Here is a 17,714-nt window from a genome sequence, read left to right on the forward strand (position 1 = left end):
TTGAGAAATCGGATCAATCGCCTATACAGAGGATCGAAAAGCGACCTCGGGAGACATCAGGCATTGGCGCATGATTTTCAAGCAGACCTGGATGCCGTTGCCAGCATCTCGGTCGTCCCGACGATTCTCGACGTCATTCAGCAATCGACGGGCATGAGGTTCGTCGCGATTGCCCGGGTCACGCAGGACCGTTGGATCGCATGCCAGACGCTCGATTTGATCGATTTCGGACTGGCCCCCGGCGGCGAATTGCAGCTCGAGACCACCATATGTCACGAAATCCGGCAGAGCGGCGAGCTTGTGGTCATCGACGACGTCTCGGCCAGCGAAGCCTATGCGAACCACCACACGCCGCTGCAATATGGCCTCAAGAGCTACATCTCGGTGCCGATCTACCTGCGCGACAATGTCTTCTTCGGCACGCTTTGCGCGATCGATCCCAGCCCGGCCAAGCTTGGCGGCGCCGCCAATGTGGGCATGTTTCGCTTGTTCGCCGACCTGATCGCCCGGCATCTTGATGCCCGGGCCGATATCGCTGATGCAAAACTGAAACTCGATCGCGAAATCGAGACCTCAGAACTCAGGGATCAATTCATTGCTATCCTTGGTCACGATCTGCGCAATCCGCTTGCATCGATCTCGGCCGGCACGCGCATCCTGGCGCGGGAGGAGCATGCGCCGAAGTCCAGCGCCGTGATCTCGCTGATGCAGCAGAGTGTCGATCGAATGGCAAACCTCATCGACAATGTGATGGATTTCGCCCGCGGCAGGCTTGGCGGCGGCATAGGGCTCAACCGGACCAATCGACTGCTCACCCCAGTTCTCACGCAGATCGTGGCAGAGCACCGGAGCATCTATCCTGACCGACAGATCGAAACAGACCTGGTGCTTGAGGAACCGCTCACGCTGGATCACCAGCGTATAGGTCAGCTCTTTTCCAATTTGCTCGGCAACGCCTTGACCCATGGCGCCGCGGACAAAACGATCCGCGTCGGTGCCGCGCGACGCAGCGGCACCCTGGAGCTTTGGGTCGCCAATAGGGGGGAGCCGATAGCGGAGACAGACCTGCCTCGGCTCTTCCAGCCGTTCAAGCGGCGCGAAGGAAAGGGCAAGCTGCAAGGCCTCGGCCTGGGACTCTACATCGCAGCCGAGATTGCTCAGGCTCATGGCGGCCGGATCAGCGTTTCCTCAACGTCGGAAGAAACCAGGTTTACACTGAACGTGCCGGTGTGCTGAGCGGGTCGCCACGTCTCTTGACGTGAGCCGCTGACATTGAACACGGCCTCGGCTGGGCCGTGCGATGAAGGGGACGTGAACGGTCCTTGGGGGTTTGTTCGCTATGGCAGACGCGTCCAGCCGTTTCGGGGACATACATCGCAAACAAAAAAGCAGCCATGAGCTTGAAAAATAGCAGCCGTCGGGAGGATCCCGCTAGGCTGGCCTGACGAGGCCGGCCGGGCGCTGCTCCAGACCCGCTGACACGCGATAGCTTTCGGCGGGCACAGGGCGGCCGACGTGGAAGCCCTGGACATGGTCGATGCGGAATTCCCGCATCAGCGCCATTTGCTCCTCGGTTTCGACACCTTCCACCAGGATCTTGTGGCCGCGATTCCTGACCAGTCCGATGATATCCTTCAGCATCGCCTTGCCCTTTGGCGTGCTGCAATCGTGCAGGAACGAACGGTCGATCTTGACGGTATCGAAATCGATCAGCCGGAGCCAGGACAGGCCGGCAAAGCCGGTACCGAAATCGTCGAGCCAGATGCGGATGCCGAGCGTCTCGAGGTCGCTGATGCAGCGCAGCACGTCCGAGTGCATCTCCATCTCGAGACCTTCGGTAATTTCAAAGGCAAGCCGGCCGCCGGCAACGCCCGTTTCACCAAGAATAGCGGCAACGGATGTGGCGAACCCCGGGGTCTTCAGCTGGATAGGCGAGACATTGACGCTGACAACGGGCACGTGGTCGTGCGCCAGAAGCTCGCGGCAGACGGTGCGGATCGCCCAGCGGCCGAGATCGATGATCGCGCCGGTGCGCTCGGCAATGGGGATGAAAAGGCTCGGGGGAACCGCAGTCCCATCCAGCATCCTCAGTCGCATCAGCGCTTCGACGGCCTCGACGCGCCCGGTCGTGACATTCTTGATCGGCTGGTAGACGAGGGAGACGAGATCTTCATTGGTTGCGATCTTCAAGAGCGCGGCAATGTTCTCGCTCTCGTCGCTGGTTTGCGGGTCGTTCGGGTCAAAGACCTTGGCGCAGTTGCGGCCGCTTGCCTTGGCCGCGTAAAGCGCCCGGTCGGCCTCGTGGATGATCCGTTCGAGCTTCGAACCCGTCTGATGTCTGGTGAATGCGGCACCGACGCTCACTGTGACAATGGACGTGCCGTCCCGGCGTTGTCCATGCACCAATGCCAGGCTCTGCACCGTACGGCAGATGGCGTCGGCGAGATCGGCTGTCTCTTCGCGTGTATTCACGCGCGCAAGGATGATGAATTCCTCGCCGCCGTATCGACCGATGGATGCATCGAGCTGCCCGATCGAGTCCTTCAACGTGTTGGCCACGAGAATGAGGCAGCGGTCGCCTTCCTGGTGACCGTAGCAATCGTTGTATTTCTTGAAGAAGTCGACGTCGATCAGGATCGCGGCGAAACTGTCGCCGAACTTCTGCCAGTCGCTCCAGTATTCACGCAGTTTCTGATCGACCGCACGGCGATTGTCGAGCCCGGTCAGGGAATCGGTGTTGGAAAGCCTGAGCAGCGCCTTTCCGCGTTCGGTTGCCTCCCGCTGCTGGACCTTTGCCTCGAACGCGTTGAGGAAGACCTTGTAGCGTTCGCGGTTCAGCTTCCAGTTTACGTAGGAGGTGAACACGAAACAGGAGACATAGAAGGTGCCGAAGGCAAGCTGGTAATAGGGGTTCTGGGGCGAGAAGTAGATGAGGTCGATAAAGAACGCGCCGAGAATGATGCCCGACGAGATCACCGATAGGCGGAACTGAAAGATAAAGAACAGGTTCGCGCCCATCATGAAGATGGCGCCGAAGATCATGTAGTAGGACATGTTCTGCGTGTACGCGGTCGTCATCGCCGGTATCAGCCAGCCGAGATAGCCGAAGACAAGCGCGCCGGAGCAAGTTCTGTCCAACAAGTCCGTCTTGACGCTCAAGTGGATCTGGGTCTCCAGGACGGCAAGTGCGACCGCGCCGACCACGAAGCGCGAGGCGATCGTGTAGTGAGCGACGTCGGAGATGAGCAGAAAGTCGGTAATCGAAAACAGCAGATAGACCGCGACGGCGATCCACAGGCCCTTTCTCGTCGCTTCCCGGCGCGCCGTTTCGCCCTCCTGGCGATAAAGTAAGCGTAGCTCCGCCGGCAGCGGCCTGTGTGGCTGCTTATGCAAATCTATCTCAACGACGTCGGCCAAGGTTTGCTTCATGCACCGGTCCAGAGAGTTACGTCGCGCTCAACGGAAACATGCTCTCGCTTTTCCATCTCTGGGCGTTGCTTTGTACACTCTGTGCTTGCCATTCGATTGACACCACAACAAGGACGAGCAAGCCTCACCGACATCGTAGAAGACGCCCATTAAATTTTGATAAATTAGCCGAGACTGACGGCAGACACATGGGTGTATCCGAATGGATACGGATCCGCCAGAATTTACCATATACTCTACAAAAACTTGCAATTCGAGAAGCAGTTCGCGCATTGTTACCCATAACGTTAACAGATCATTAAACGGATGGGTTTTGCGTGAGCCAGCTTCAAATCGTATTCGATGGCGAAAGTCTTATTACTCCCCAGTCAATCGCAACCGAGTTCACTTCGTCAAGAAGTGAGTTTTATGATGAGCAGTTTGCAACAGGAAAAGCGGAACTCGCCCTGATTCTCCAAATTGCACAGCAGCAATTTGCCCAGGAACTGGACCCCAAGAAGATAATACATCGATTGGCGGGGGCACTTCACGAGACGCGAGCGAAGTTTCATCCCAGTGTTTGGCAGGAACTCATTCCGATCGCACAGAATCATCCAGTGTCGGAATTCTTTCTCCAGGACCCTTTTACCCGGTGGTCCTTCGAAAAACCGCGAGGTTACTCTGGCGACGCCCAGTTGCTCGACTTCATCTACGGTCACCCGAGCGTCGCCGGCGAGATCGCCAAGGCATCGCCGGTGGGCAAGGCGCTCTATGACTACACCAAAGACGCCTCATCGTCGGTTGCGGTGCGGGAACGACGGGATCTGCTGACCCAGCACGTCGATCAGATCGCAGCCGCGCGGGGCGCAGAGGCTGAAGTCCTGACGATTGCCGCCGGCCATCTGCGCGAGGCGAACCGTTCCGTTGCCCTGAAGGAAGGGCGCATCAAGCGCTGGGTCGCGCTCGACCAGGACCCGCTCAGCGTCGGATCGATCACCAGGGACTTCCGGGGAACGAGCGTCGAGGCGATCGACGGCTCCGTCCGCGGAATCCTCACACGTGCGCACAAGCTTGGCAAATTCGACTTCGTCTATGCGGCAGGGCTTTATGACTATCTCCCTCACAACGTCGCGGTGAAGCTCACCCGCCGCTGCTTGCAGATGCTGAAGCCCAACGGCGTCTTTCTCTTCGCAAACTTCGCAACCGATATCGGCGTCGACGGCTACATGGAGACATTCATGAACTGGGCGCTGCTGCTTCGTTCGCAATCCGATATGTGGCGCATCGTCAACGAAAGCGTCGATGGCTCAAGCTTCGAAACGCATGTGACGTTCGGGGAAAACCGCAACGTGGTCTATGCAACGGTGCAGAAGCGCGCCTGATTGCGATGGATGCACGGAACAACGGCGCGCGCCACTGTTGGCGCGCGCCGTTTTCATGCGGCATTTGCGGCGGTGTCGCTGCCGCGTACCGTTTGACATCCCGGTCGGCGTCTGTCGCCGATAGCTCGGTTTGCGTGCAACGCGGTCCCGCTCAAGTTTTCCATGGGAACTTGCCTAACTGCGCGGTCCCGCCTCGGCGTGGTCAACAGATCGACCCGGAACCGTTATGCAATTATTTCATAGCGCCTGAAATTCTATGCATTGGCGAGCCGCTTTCCTTTTCTCTAGCATCCCCAACTGCACAACTTGTGGCCGATCAGTGCACGCACCGTAACGGATATCCATCCAGTTTAGGCGCGCAACTGGTGCGGGCGGGAGACACGATTTGTGCCGAGAGCCCGGTTTGTGACCAAACCTGGCCTTGCATTGCAGTGACGGCCGAAGGAGAGGAGCCTTAGATGCCAGCGGGACAATGTTTTCATGCCGACAGGATCGTGCACAACGGTGTGATCTGGTGCGGGCTGGCGGAGGGCGTCGTAGAGGCCCTGGCGATCTGGCAGGGCAAGATCCTGGCAACCGGCACCCGTCAGGATATGGAAGCCTATCGCGGCGAGCGGACCGAGTTGCTCGACCTTCAGGGACAATTCGCGACCCCTGGTCTCAACGACGCGCATCTGCACCTGATTTCTGTCGGTCTGACGTTGAACTGGGTCGATGCGACGCCGCAGGCAGCCCCCACGCTCGCAAGTCTTTTGGCGGCAATCAAGCAGCAGGCCGAAAGCACGCCGCCCGGCACCTGGATCCGGGCGCGCGGCTATGACCAGACCAAGCTCGACACCGGCCGTCACCCGCTTCGCGCCGAACTCGATGCTGTCGCGCCGAACCATCCGGTCATGGTGGTGCGCGCTTGCGGCCATGTGTCGATCTTTAATTCGGAAGCATTCCGCCTTGCCGGCGTCGACGAAACCACGGCGGTGCCGGAAGGCGGGCTGATCGAGCAGGCCTCCGGCGCATTGACGGGCCTGGTCGCGGAAAATGCCCAAGGGCTGGTTCGCGCCGCGATCCCGAAAGCCTCGACCGACGAGATGATCGATGCGATCGAAAGCGGCGGCAATCTGCTTCTGTCCTACGGCATCACCAGCATCATGGATGCCGCGGTTGGGCAGGTCGCAGGCTTCGACGAAATCAAGGCCTACAATCTGGCGAAGCTCAACAACAGGCTGCCGGTGCGCACGTGGCTCGTGCTTCTGGGCGATCCCAAGGTCTCGATCGTGCCGCAGAGCTACGAGGCCGGTCTCGTATCCGGTGTCGGCGACGACATGCTGAAAGTCGGCGCCGTCAAGATCTTCCTCGATGGCTCGGCCGGCGGTCGCACCGCCTGGATGAGCAGCCCCTATCTCGGAAACGACAACAACACCGGCGTGCAGATCCTTTCCGATGCGGAACTTGAGGCGATGGTGCTCGACGCCCATTCGAAGGGCTACCAGCTGGCCTGCCACGCCATTGGCGACGCGGCGATCGATCAGTTGATCACGGCTTATGAAAAGGCGCTCGACGCGATGCCGGATGCGGATCGCCGTCACCGGATCGAGCATTGCGGTTTTTCGACCGACGCCCAGCATCAGCGCATGGTCAAGGCGGGTATCTATCCCTGTCCGCAGCAAGTGTTCATCTATGATTTCGGCGACGCATACGTCTCCGTGCTCGGCGAGGAGCGGGCGCTGTCGAGCTATCCCTTGAAGACCTGGAACGAATTGGGGCTGAAGCCTGCAACCGGCAGCGATGCGCCTGTCTGTCACCCCAATCCGTTCCCCAACATCTACAGCATGCTGACGCGCAAGACTGCCAAGGGCACGGTGATGGATGCGCGCGAATGCGTCACCATCGAGGAGGCGCTACAGGTCTACACCGAGTACGGCGCGTTCTCGCAGAAACTCGAAACGGTCAAGGGACGGCTAGTCCCGGGACAGCTTGCCGATATCGCGGTTTTCTCCAGGAACATGCTGACGGCGAGCCCCGAAGACATCCTCAACGACACGCACTGCACCCTGGCGATCCGGGGCGGCGAAGTGGTCTTCGAGCGACTGAACGCCTGACAATGGCGGACCGGGCCGCAGTGTGCGGCTCCATGCATCTCAGCCGATCCGGGAGGTCGGGTGAGATCGCGATCTTGTGCATCCATGAGCAGAACAACACGTGGGGAGAAATACGGGAATGATGAAGAAAATAGCTTTGCTTTCGACACTGACGGCAGCGTTGCTGGCCGGTGTGGCGTCTGTCCATGCGGCCGATGCGCCGCGTGCCGGCGGAACGGTCAACTTCGTGGCGCCCTATGGGGACAGCTTCTCGACGCTCGACATCCAGGCGTCGCCACAGACCCAGGACGAGTTTTATGCCAAGGCGATCCACCGCACGCTTTATGACTGGGACGCGGACAAGAACGTGCCGGTGCTGGCGCTTGCAACCGACGTCGATATCTCGGCCGACAAGCTGGTCTATACCTACAAGCTGCGCCAGGACGCTTTCTTCCACAACGGAAAGCAGATGACGGCCGATGACATCATCGCGAGCTTCACCCGCATGGCAGACCCGGCCAAAGCCTATCCGCCCTCGCGCTATATCGCCAACATCAAGGGCGGTGCCGACTATATGGCAGGTAAAGCTGAAGCAATTTCCGGACTGAAGAAGATGGACGACTTCACGCTGGAAGTGACGCTGACCGACCCGGTCGACCCGGCCTTCCTGTTCATGCGCAACAACACGGCAATCTACCCGGCAGGCGAAGCCGACAAGGAAGGTTTCGCGAGTCATCCGATCGGCCTTGGTCCCTACAAGTTCGCCGAATATGTGCCCGGCTCGCGGCTGACGGTCGAGAAGTGGGAGAAGTACTATGAGAAGGACAAGCCCTACGCCGACAAGATCAACATCCTGATCATGGGCGACGCCTCGGCGCGCGACGTTGCCTTTCGCAACAAGGAGATCGACGTCTCCGTCCTCGGGCCGTCGCAATACGTCGCCTACCAGGCGGATCCGGAACTGGCCAAGGGGCTGCTCGAAGTCGCCGAAGTCTATACGCGCTATGTCGGCTTCAACCTCGACTTCGAACCGTTCAAGGACAAGCGCGTGCGCCAGGCTTTTAACCATGCCATCAACACCGAGCTGATCATCAAGCGGCTGGCGAAAGACAAGGCTTATCGCGCGAGCGGCTGGCTGCCGACTTCGTCGCCCGCCTATGACAAGGACGCCCAGCCCTATGCCTACGATCCGGAGAAGGCCAAGGCCCTCTTGGCCGAGGCCGGTTATGCCGATGGCTTCGACGTCGAGCTCACCGCGACGCAGAACGAAAGCTGGGGCCTGACGATCGTCGAGGCGATCATTCCGATGCTGGAAAAAGTCGGCATCCGTGTGAAGGCGAAGCCGGTCGAGGCGTCGGTGCTGTCCGAAGTCGTTCCGGCTGGCGATTTCCAGTCGTTCATGTGGTCGTCGGAAAGCGGCCCCGATGCCTTGACAGCGATGCAGTGCTTCTACTCGAAGACCTCGCAGGCGGCGTGCAACTACCAGAAGTTCGCAAATGCCGACTTCGACAAGCTGTTCGAGGCCGCCAAGGTGGCCAAGACGCCGGAAGAAAAGAACGACCTGCTGCGCAAGGCCAACAACCTTGTCCAGGAGGAAGCTCCGGTCTGGTTCTTCAACTACAACAAGGCTGTCATGGCCTACCAGCCCTGGCTGCACGGCCTGCAGCCGAACTCGGCCGAGTTGGCGATCCAGTCCTATGAAAAGCTCTGGGTGGACGAAACCGTTCCAGCTGGCCGTTGATCGCCGAACCCCGATATCGCCGAGGCGATATCGGGGTTCCTTTCGCCGATATCTGGCCCGCGTCACGGCCGATAACGTAAGCCTTTTCTTGCGGTCTGACATTTGCGGGGATGATCCGGCGGCAGGACCGCTAATGGTTGGCATCGCGCCTGAGAACGATCGCCTGCGCATCTCTGGATGGGCGGGGCGAGGGGGGAAATGAATGCTTCAGTTCGTCGTGCGCCGCATCCTGCAGGTGATCCCGACAATCATCGCGATATCGCTGCTGATCTTCGTGATCTTCAGCGTCGTGCCGGGCAGCATCGCCACCAGCCTGACAGCCAATGGCAAGGGCGGCGGCGACCCGAAGATCGTCGAGAAGATGACGCGCGAGTTCGGTCTGGACCAGCCGCTTTACGTCCGGTTCGGATCCTATCTGTCCGATCTTGCGCGGTTCGATCTCGGAACGTCGTTCCGCAGCCGCCAGCCGGTCGCGCATCTGATCGGCGAGCGCATGTGGCCGACCTTGAAGCTCGCCTTCGCGGCGATGGCGATCGCCATGTTCGTCGGCGTGCCGCTCGGCTTCATTGCCGCCTTGAGGCCGGGCAGCATCATCGACACGCTGACGATGATCGGCGCGATCTCTGGCCTCTCCCTGCCGCAATTCTGGCTGGGTTTGCTCGGCATGTATCTGTTTGCGCTGACACTCGGCTGGTTGCCGAGCTTCGGTTACGGCGACGGCGGGCCGGCGAACCTCATCCTGCCGGCGCTGACGCTCGGCGTTGCGCCGATGGCGCTTCTGGCACGCACGACGCGCGCAGCCGTCCTCGATGTGATGAGCGCCGATTTCATCCGCACGGCCCGCGCAAAGGGCATGAACGGCTTTCGCCTCGTCACCTGGCATGTCGTTCGCAACGTGCTGGTGCTGATCATCACGACGATCGGCCTGCAGTTCGGCTCGATGATGGGCCAGGCTGTCGTGGTCGAGAAGCTGTTTTCCTGGCCGGGCCTCGGCTCGCTGCTGGTCGATAGTGTCAGCCTGCGCGACATCCCGGTGGTTCAGGGCGCGATCCTCGTCATCGTTCTCTGGTTCCTGCTGATCAACACAATCGTCGATATTCTCTACGCGGTCATCGATCCGCGCATCAGCCACGGATAGATCCATGAGACTTAGGCTCAATCTCCTCATCGGTGGCGTGCTGTGCATCGCCATCATCTCGATGGCGCTGCTGGCACCGCTGATCGCGCCGACGGACCCGGTGCTCGACGCCGACCTGATGAATGCGGAACTTCCGCCGGACGCACAGTTCTGGTTCGGCACCGACGCGCAAGGGCGCGACGTCTTGAGCCGCATCCTCTACGGCGCTCGCATCTCGCTTGCCGTCGGCATTGGCTCGCAGGTGATCAACACGCTGATCGGTCTGGCGCTCGGCATTTCGGCCGGCTATTTCGGCGGCTGGTGGGACGATTTCGTCACCGGGCTCACCAACCTCATGCTGGCGATCCCGAGCCTGATCTTCGCGCTTGCCATCATGGCGATCCTCGGCCCCGGCCTTTCCAGCCTGCTGATCGCACTGGGCCTCACCAACTGGTCATGGACCTGTCGAATCGCGCGAAGTTCGGCGCTGTCCCTGAAGAAGCAGGGTTATGTCCAGGCGGCAAAGACGCTCGGCTATGGAGACATCCGCATCATGATCACGCAGATCCTGCCCAACATGATCGGCCCGATCCTGGTGATCGGAACGCTCGGCATGGGCGATGCGATCCTTGCGGAAGCCGCACTCTCCTATCTCGGCCTCGGCATCAAGCCGCCGTTCCCGAGCTGGGGCAACATGCTGACGGATGCGCGCGAACTCATCGTCATTGCCCCCTGGGCGGCGATCTTCCCGGGGCTGGCGATCTTTGTCACGGTCCTCGGGCTCAATCTCTTCGGCGACGGCCTGCGCGATTGGCTCGACCCGCATATGAGGGCGCGTCAGCTATGACGGACAATTTGCTTGAAGTCAGGGATCTGCGCCTCGATATCGTATCGGGCAAAGTCAGCCACAACGTCGTCGACAACGTGTCGTTCTCGATCGGACGCGGCGAAGCCTATGGGCTGGTTGGTGAATCGGGCTGCGGCAAGAGCATCACCGCTCTTTCGATCATCGGCCTGTTGCGCAAACCGCTCGCCGTGACCGGCGGCGCGTTGAATTTCAACGGCCGCGATCTGAGGGGGCTTTCGAAGCGCGAGCTGCGGCGACTTCGGGGCGAGAAGATCGCCATGATCTTCCAGGAGCCGATGACCGCGCTCAATCCCTTGTCGCCGGTCGGGCGACAGATCGCCGAAATGTTTGTGCTTCACAAGGGCGCGACCTGGAAGGAGGCCGAAAAACTGGCGATCGAGGCGCTTGGCAACGTCCAGGTCCCGGCGCCTGAGGAGCGGGTGAAGGCCTATCCGCACCAGATGTCCGGCGGCATGCGGCAGCGCGTGATGATCGCCATTGCGCTCGCCTGTAACCCGGACCTGTTGATCGCCGACGAACCGACGACTGCGCTCGACGTCACGGTCCAGGCCGAGATCCTGAAACTGGTCAAGGAGCTTTGCGCCGCGCGTGGCACATCCGTCCTGATGATCAGCCACGATCTGGGCGTGATCGCCAACATGTGCAACAGGGTCGGCATCATGTATGCCGGGCGGCTGGTGGAAGAGCGGCCGGTCGCCGACCTGTTCCTCCATCCGGCCCACCCCTATACCGACGGCCTGCTCAAATCGTTGCCGCATCTCGGCTCGCGCCGGCTGGAAGGACGTAAGCGTCTGCAGGAGATCGAAGGCACCGTTCCCTCGATTGCCAGCTTTCCGCCCGGCTGTCGCTTTCAGCCGCGGTGCCACAGGGCGACGTCTGTCTGTTCCGCCGAAATCCCACCGCCATCTGCCCTTAATCATGATGGCTTCGTGAAGTGTTTCAACCATGAGCAATAACAACGAACCTCTGGTCCGGGTCGATAGCCTGAGCGTGCACTTCCCGGTGCGCAACGGCCTCTTCGGCCGCAGCAAGCGGACACTGCGCGCCGTCAACGAGCTGAGCCTGACGTTGAACAAGGGCGAGTGCCTGTCGATCGTCGGCGAATCCGGTTGCGGCAAGTCGACGCTCGCGCTGTCGATCCTTGGGCTGCAGGAGCCGACGTCGGGAGAGATCTTCTTCGAGGGACGATCGATCACCGGCAAGACGCGCCCCTCGCGGCTTGAGCGCGCCGGCATGGCGCAGATGGTGTTTCAGGACCCCTACGCGTCGCTCAATCCGCGTCAGACGATCTACACCTCGCTTGCCGCACCGCTCAGATTGCATGGCGTTTCCGACCGCAAGGAGATTGCGCAGCGCATCGAAAGCATGATGCAGCTCGTCGGATTGAAACCGGAGCAGGCCAAGCGTTTCCCGCATGAGTTTTCCGGCGGCCAGCGCCAGCGCATAGGCATCGCCCGGGCGCTGATCCTCAATCCCAAGGTCGTGGTGCTGGACGAGCCGGTGTCGGCACTCGACGTCTCCATCCGGGCCCAGATCATCAACCTGCTGCTTGAGCTCAAGGAGCGGCTGGATCTGTCCTACATCATGATCAGCCACGACCTGAGCGTGGTCGAACATATGAGCGACCGCGTGGCGGTGATGTATTTCGGCCAGATCGTTGAGACCGGCAGTTGGGATCGGGTTTTCAGCGATCCGCAGCACCCCTATACGCGCCGTCTCATCGGCGCCATTCTCGACCCGGTCACCGAACTGACGGGCCAAAGCCCGGTGAATACGCGCGCGATGCCGGAACCGCCGGCGGGCTATGACTACTATCCCAGAGAGTTGGGGAAGCACGACGTCTACAGCCTGCCGCCCGCCTCGCACCTGGTTGCGCTGCGAGAGGATCACAGCGTTCGGCTGATCGCGCGGAACTGAGCCGGTTTTCACCGAAGGGCTGTGCCGCCGGGTGAAAGCAGTCCATATTCGTGCCAGCACGAAGAGCCGCAGATGCAGGTCCTTGGGGTGACGAGTTGATAGATCGCAGCCGAAGGCCGGCTTGAGGCCTCCGTCTACGGTGCGATTTCTGCCCGGAACATGGGCACGCCGGCGGCCAGGATGGCCGTGCGTTCTCCCAAACGCAGGAAACGGGTGGTGCATTTCCTGGTTCTCGCTCAAGCTGACCGGATGTCGCCACTCGTGAGAGCGGCGGCCGTCACGGCGATCGTGTCGCGCTCTGCGCGATCCGGCCGCCCCATGGTCTCGCTTTCGGACGCAGACGCGATCCGGGGAACACTTCCGGCATGCAAACCAATCAGCGCCCGCTTCAGAACCGCGTCACGCCATTCGGCGACATCGTCGCCATCGCGCAGCGCGGTCTGTTCACCGGCAACCGCGGCATCATCCACGATCCCACGACGAAGACCCTGCTTGGACGGCGGTGGTCGTCGAAGGCGTGGCTGATCTGCGTCTGCGACTACGGGGATCGGCGGCGGGACGTCATGGCCGGTCGAAGCTGGACCGAACTTTTCTTTCTCGACGAGGCGGTGGCGCTGGCTGCGGGCCATCGTCCCTGCTTCTTCTGCAGGCGGGAGGCGGCCCTTGGCTTCCGGGCCGCCTGGGCCGGCAGCTCAAAGGCATCGCCATCGGCGGGCGAACTCGATGCGGTACTCCACAGTGAGAGACAGTCTCATGGACGCAAACGCATCCATGCGTTGCCGTCGCCGACCGCCGATCTGCCGGATGGCACGATGGTCGTGGCATCCGGTCATGCATTCACCACCGCGTCCGGGCGCTGTTTTCGCTGGACCGAGGCCGGCTATCTCGCGTCGGAGCCCGGCATTGTCGCCGAGGGAATGCTGACACCGCCTTCGACCGTCAAGGCGCTCCGGGCGGGTTATCGCCCAATCCTGCATCCCGATATCGCCAACTTTCTTTCCGGAGCGACGTCATGAACGACCTTTTCGCCACGCTTGCCCTCGAGCCGGCACGCGAAACCTTGGCCGAAGGAGCAATGCTGCTTCGCGGCATCGTGCTGCCCTTCCAAGATCGGGTTCTGCCGGCATTGCGCGCGGTCATCGGGCAAGCGCCGTTCCGGCACATGGTGACACCGGGCGGGTACACGATGTCCGTCGCCATGAGCAATTGCGGTGCTGCCGGTTGGGTCACGGACCGAAGCGGATATCGCTACGACAGGATCGACCCGGAAACCGGCAAGCCTTGGCCGGCGCTGCCGTCGTCCTTCCTCGATCTCGCCCTCGTCGCGGCGAAGGAGGCGGGCTACCCGAATTTCAGGCCCGATGCCTGCCTGATCAATCGGTACGAGCCCGGCGCAAAGCTTTCGCTTCATCAGGACAAGGACGAACGCGATTTCTCACACCCGATCGTTTCCGTGTCGCTCGGCCTTCCCGCAACGTTCCAGTTCGGCGGGCTGAACCGCACCGACCCGATCCGCAAATACGCACTGCTTCACGGCGATGTCGCGGTCTGGGGCGGGCCGTCGCGCCTGTTCTATCACGGGGTTACCGAGTTGAAGGACGGCCACCACGGGACCCTTGGGCGGATGCGCATCAACCTGACCTTCCGCGGCGCTTTCTGAAGCTCGATCGACTACGTCCCATGCGGACGATCCTGCCGAAGAAATGCGGTGCAATCGGTGAACCAGAATCCGCCAAGGCAACACACCGACCTTACAAGGAGTCAGCTCAATGAACCGAAGCGACGTCTATCGCAGGGGCATCGAACGCAGGCACGCGCTCATCGCCAAGGAGGCAATGTTATGAACCCCCATGTCACGACCGTTCTTTCGCATGCGACCGAGCGAACCGCGGAGGCGCGTGTCGCAGCCTATGATTGGCAGGCAATTTTCGGCGATTTGAACGGCTTCGGCTGTGGCGTCCTGGAAAAGCTTCTGTCCGCGGAGGAATGCCGGCGGCTCTCGGATCTCTACAGCCAGGAACAGCATTTCCGCAGCCATATCCATATGGCCAGGCACGGTTTCGGCAAGGGAGAGTATCGCTATTTCAGATATCCGCTGCCGGACTTGCTGGGTGGCCTTCGTAACGCACTTTACCCGCGCCTGGCCGAGATCGCCAATCAATGGAACGGCCGCATGGGGATCGAGGAACGATACCCGGCTGAGCACGCTGAGTTCCTCTGCCAGTGTCATGACGCCGGCCAGACGCGGCCGACGCCGTTGCTGCTGCAATATGGTCCCGGCGATTTCAATTGTCTGCATCAGGATCTCTACGGCGATCTTGCCTTTCCGATCCAGGTGGCGATCCTTCTGTCAGAACCGGGGCAGGATTTCACCGGCGGAGAGTTCGTGCTGACGGAGCAGCGTCCGCGCATGCAAAGCCGGGTCGAAGTCGTTCCCCTTCGCCAGGGCGATGCGGTTGCCTTTGCGGTTCACAACCGGCCGGTGCAAGGCACGAAAGGCAACTATCGCGTCAACCTTCGTCATGGCGTCAGCCGTGTGCGATCCGGCCTGCGCCACACCGCCGGCATCATCTTTCACGACGCAAAATAGCGCGGTTGCCACCGCCTCCTGTGTCAGTGCGCAAACAGACCGTCGAAATCGGCAAAACCCTTGACCTCGATCGGATTGCCGCTCGGATCGAGGAAGAACATTGTCCGCTGTTCGCCAGGCTCGCCTTCGAAACGCACCACCGGGGGGATATCGAAGTTGACGCCTTTTCGTTCGAGACGTTCGGCGAGTGCGAACCAATCCGCAAGGCGCAGCACCACGCCCATATGCGGCATCAGCACGAGATGATTGCCGACCTTGCCGGTCCGCGTGACCGCAAAGGGCTCCCCCAGATGCAACGACAGCTGGTGGCCGAAGAAATCGAAATCGACCCAGGTGTCGGTGCTGCGCCCTTCCTCGCAGCCGAGCACGTCGCCGTAGAACCTGCGGGCGTCGTCGAGATCCTTCACGTGGTAGGCAAGATGGAAAAGCGACTTCATCTGTAACTCCTGTGTCTCCGGTTGACACAGGGATACCGACTTGAGAGGCTAAGAAAAACTATGTAATTCTTTCTCTGAGAATAAGGGTTTCCATTGGATATTCGTTTCCTGCAAAGCTTGGTCGCCACTGTGGAAACGGGTTCCATTGCGGCGGCTGCGCGGCGGGAAAAATTGACGCCCGCCGCTGTCAGCCAGCGCATTCAATCGCTCGAACGCGCGCTCGGCTGCCTCTTGCTCTCCCGCGGCGCCCATTCCGCGCAACCGACGGAGGCCTGCCTTTCGCTATTGCCGCGGGCGCGCCTGCTGATACGGGAAGCGGAAAACCTCAGATATGACGCTGCGGGTGGCGGACTTGCCGCCGAGTTGAAGATCGGGGCGATCTCGACGGTGCTGACGGGTGTTTTCCCCGAGGTTCTGGACGAACTCTCGCGCCAAGCGCCGAGTTTGAAATTGGTGCTGCGCCCCGGTTCGTCGTCGCAACTCTACGAACAGCTGCTCGCGGGCGAGCTGGATGCCGCCGTGCTGGTCGAGCCGCCCTTCACACCGCCCAAAGGACTGACCGCCCGTGTCATCCGCCGCGAGCCGCTTGTTTTCATCAGCCGGGATGGGGTCGGCCCCGGCGACATTCCTGAGCGGATCCGCCAGGCGCCGTTCATCCGCTATGATCCGGGATCGTGGGGCGGACGGCTGTCGTCGCAATATCTCGCCGACGCCGGGCTTGATCCGGACATTCGTTGCGACATGGACGCTCTGGAGACCATCGCCATGCTCGTTGCCAACGGGATGGGAAACTCGGTGGTGCCGGCCTGGCAAGGACTGCAGAGGAATGGCTTTCACCTGGCCGAGGTGCCCGATGCCGCCGCTTATGAACGCAGGATCGTGTTCCTGCATCAGAGCGTGCCGAGCCGGCCGACGCCGCTAGCGCTCTTGACGCAGGCTTTAACGCAGGGGTTTACCGGGTGAGGGGCAGCCGTTTCGGCGACGGGGTGTCGGTTCGGCTGCGGGCATTGTTGGTGGCTGGGCATCGCGTCATGTGTGAACGCGACGCCCATTCGCCCAAGACATTTCCATAAAAATGTGAAGCCGGTCTTCAGGACATGCGCCAGGATCGACACAGTCCACGCCCGGAACGCCCTAGCTGAGCAGGAAGGTGGTTACCGGCACCTGAAGCGCGGCGGCGATCCGGCGAAGCTTGCCCGGATCGGCGTCGACGCCCTGCTCGATGTTGGTAATTTCGGCGTCGGTCAGCCCGCAGGTGAGCGCAAGTTCATCGACACTATAGCCGATGGCCTGGCGCGAGCGTCTGACGGCGTGGCCGATATCGACATGGGCCGAAGCGCTGACGGTTGTGGCATCAAGATTGTTTAGTGAAACAGTCATGAAGTGGTCCTTCGGTTTTGCGCGAAGAGGCTCTTCGCGTGAAGGCGGCATGCAGCCATGAAAACTCGGGCCAGAAAGGCGGCGTCGAGTGCAGTGCAATATAAGTCCAAAAGATGGCAGCGCAAGGCTTGTCGGCAATGGCGGTCATCGCCCTTCTTCGATCGGCAACATCAGGGTCGTTGCGGAGCGACGACCTGGCGATCTTGTCCGCAGTGATCCTCGCCCGACCGACCGCGCCGATAAACCCGTCTCCCGTTGGCCTTGCCTGGAGACAGCTGGCCGGGGAGCGCGTCCGTAGTTCGTCGACGTGGACGCGCACGTTTTCGGAATAGCCGATCTGAACCCGTTATCATCTTCGAACCCATTCAGCGCACGTGGCGATGTGTATCGTTGATGAAGTGTTGGCCGGTTGACTGTATCCAGACGCAGGCCGGGATCGCTGTCATCGAACAGTATCCTCCAAGATTGCAGCCGCAGCCGCATTTCATGTCGTATTTGCGCCCTGGCGCCCGACGCCTGCACGCGCGCTGGCAACCGCGGGTCCGTTCGTCTCGGGTGCTTATGCCATTGGCGTTGTATGGACGGGTGACGATTTCGCTCCGGTTGCGGCCCCAATCCCGGAAATCCCGCATTTTCCGTCGAACGCATTTGCGCACCCCTGCCTGTTGATAACCCCGTTCGAATTTCGTTAGTATTTTCAGTTGGTTGTCGTTTCTTGGTCATTTTTTGAAATTGCCTGTTGACGTGTTCGAGGTGTGGGGTCTATAAGCCCGATCACTGACGAGGGCGGCGGCGCTGC

General features: G+C 61.0%; 15 protein-coding genes. 12 read left to right on the forward strand and 3 right to left on the reverse strand.

Features of this window, described 5'->3' with window-relative positions; genetic code table 11:
- Positions 1-63 precede the first annotated feature (63 nt).
- Entirely contained in the window at positions 64-1,236 is a 1,173-nt protein-coding gene (locus HT585_RS24680; RefSeq protein WP_176355413.1) for a GAF domain-containing sensor histidine kinase, read from the forward strand.
- Between the two features lie 195 nt (positions 1,237-1,431).
- Here HT585_RS24680 and HT585_RS24685 read toward each other — a convergent pair whose 3' ends face one another.
- Positions 1,432-3,429, reverse strand: coding sequence for a putative bifunctional diguanylate cyclase/phosphodiesterase (locus HT585_RS24685; RefSeq protein WP_176355414.1), 1,998 nt, complete (start codon positions 3,427-3,429; stop codon positions 1,432-1,434).
- Between the two features lie 317 nt (positions 3,430-3,746).
- Between HT585_RS24685 and HT585_RS24690 the strand changes: the two genes are divergently transcribed.
- From HT585_RS24690 to HT585_RS24735, 10 genes are all read left to right on the forward strand, one after another.
- Complete coding sequence (locus HT585_RS24690) at positions 3,747-4,790, forward strand: class I SAM-dependent methyltransferase (RefSeq protein WP_176355415.1); 1,044 nt, start codon at positions 3,747-3,749, stop codon at positions 4,788-4,790.
- A 458-nt stretch (positions 4,791-5,248) separates the two neighbouring features.
- Complete coding sequence (locus HT585_RS24695; protein WP_176355416.1) at positions 5,249-6,886, forward strand: amidohydrolase; 1,638 nt, start codon at positions 5,249-5,251, stop codon at positions 6,884-6,886.
- A gap of 121 nt (positions 6,887-7,007) precedes the next feature.
- Positions 7,008-8,606 (forward strand): ABC transporter substrate-binding protein, encoded by a 1,599-nt coding sequence (locus HT585_RS24700; RefSeq protein ID WP_176355462.1) that lies wholly within the window; start codon positions 7,008-7,010, stop codon positions 8,604-8,606.
- A 202-nt stretch (positions 8,607-8,808) separates the two neighbouring features.
- The gene (locus tag HT585_RS24705) at positions 8,809-9,744 is read left to right on the forward strand and encodes an ABC transporter permease (protein WP_176355417.1); all 936 of its coding nucleotides are present in this window, start codon (positions 8,809-8,811) and stop codon (positions 9,742-9,744) included.
- A 4-nt stretch (positions 9,745-9,748) separates the two neighbouring features.
- A complete protein-coding gene (locus HT585_RS24710) occupies positions 9,749-10,570 on the forward strand; it encodes an ABC transporter permease (RefSeq protein WP_176355418.1) in 822 nt (273 codons plus the stop codon).
- Positions 10,567-11,547, forward strand: coding sequence for an ABC transporter ATP-binding protein (locus HT585_RS24715; RefSeq protein ID WP_176355419.1), 981 nt, complete (start codon positions 10,567-10,569; stop codon positions 11,545-11,547). The genes HT585_RS24710 and HT585_RS24715 overlap by 4 nt, the downstream gene beginning before the upstream one ends.
- A complete protein-coding gene (locus tag HT585_RS24720; protein WP_176355420.1) occupies positions 11,537-12,508 on the forward strand; it encodes an ABC transporter ATP-binding protein in 972 nt (323 codons plus the stop codon). Before HT585_RS24715 ends, HT585_RS24720 begins: the two co-directional genes overlap by 11 nt.
- 365 nt (positions 12,509-12,873) lie before the next feature.
- Positions 12,874-13,524: a hypothetical protein gene (locus HT585_RS24725; RefSeq protein ID WP_176355421.1), complete on the forward strand. Its 651-nt coding sequence runs from the start codon at positions 12,874-12,876 to the stop codon at positions 13,522-13,524.
- Entirely contained in the window at positions 13,521-14,168 is a 648-nt protein-coding gene (gene alkB / locus HT585_RS24730; RefSeq protein WP_176355422.1) for a DNA oxidative demethylase AlkB, read from the forward strand. Before HT585_RS24725 ends, alkB begins: the two co-directional genes overlap by 4 nt.
- 180 nt (positions 14,169-14,348) lie before the next feature.
- The gene (locus HT585_RS24735) at positions 14,349-15,098 is read left to right on the forward strand and encodes a 2OG-Fe(II) oxygenase (protein ID WP_176355423.1); all 750 of its coding nucleotides are present in this window, start codon (positions 14,349-14,351) and stop codon (positions 15,096-15,098) included.
- A gap of 23 nt (positions 15,099-15,121) precedes the next feature.
- Here HT585_RS24735 and HT585_RS24740 read toward each other — a convergent pair whose 3' ends face one another.
- The gene (locus HT585_RS24740) at positions 15,122-15,535 is read right to left on the reverse strand and encodes a VOC family protein (RefSeq protein WP_176355424.1); all 414 of its coding nucleotides are present in this window, start codon (positions 15,533-15,535) and stop codon (positions 15,122-15,124) included.
- A gap of 93 nt (positions 15,536-15,628) precedes the next feature.
- Between HT585_RS24740 and HT585_RS24745 the strand changes: the two genes are divergently transcribed.
- Positions 15,629-16,498 carry a LysR family transcriptional regulator gene (locus tag HT585_RS24745; RefSeq protein WP_176355425.1) on the forward strand — a complete coding sequence of 290 codons (870 nt, stop codon included), beginning with the start codon at positions 15,629-15,631 and terminating at the stop codon, positions 16,496-16,498.
- Positions 16,499-16,669: 171 nt separating this feature from the next.
- On the opposite strand, the gene HT585_RS24750 is transcribed toward HT585_RS24745, so the two are convergent.
- Positions 16,670-16,915 carry a helix-turn-helix domain-containing protein gene (locus HT585_RS24750; protein WP_176355426.1) on the reverse strand — a complete coding sequence of 82 codons (246 nt, stop codon included), beginning with the start codon at positions 16,913-16,915 and terminating at the stop codon, positions 16,670-16,672.
- Between the last annotated feature and the right edge of the window lie 799 nt (positions 16,916-17,714).

The organism is Ensifer oleiphilus (assembly GCF_013371465.1).
Lineage (GTDB): Bacteria > Pseudomonadota > Alphaproteobacteria > Rhizobiales > Rhizobiaceae > Ensifer > Ensifer oleiphilus.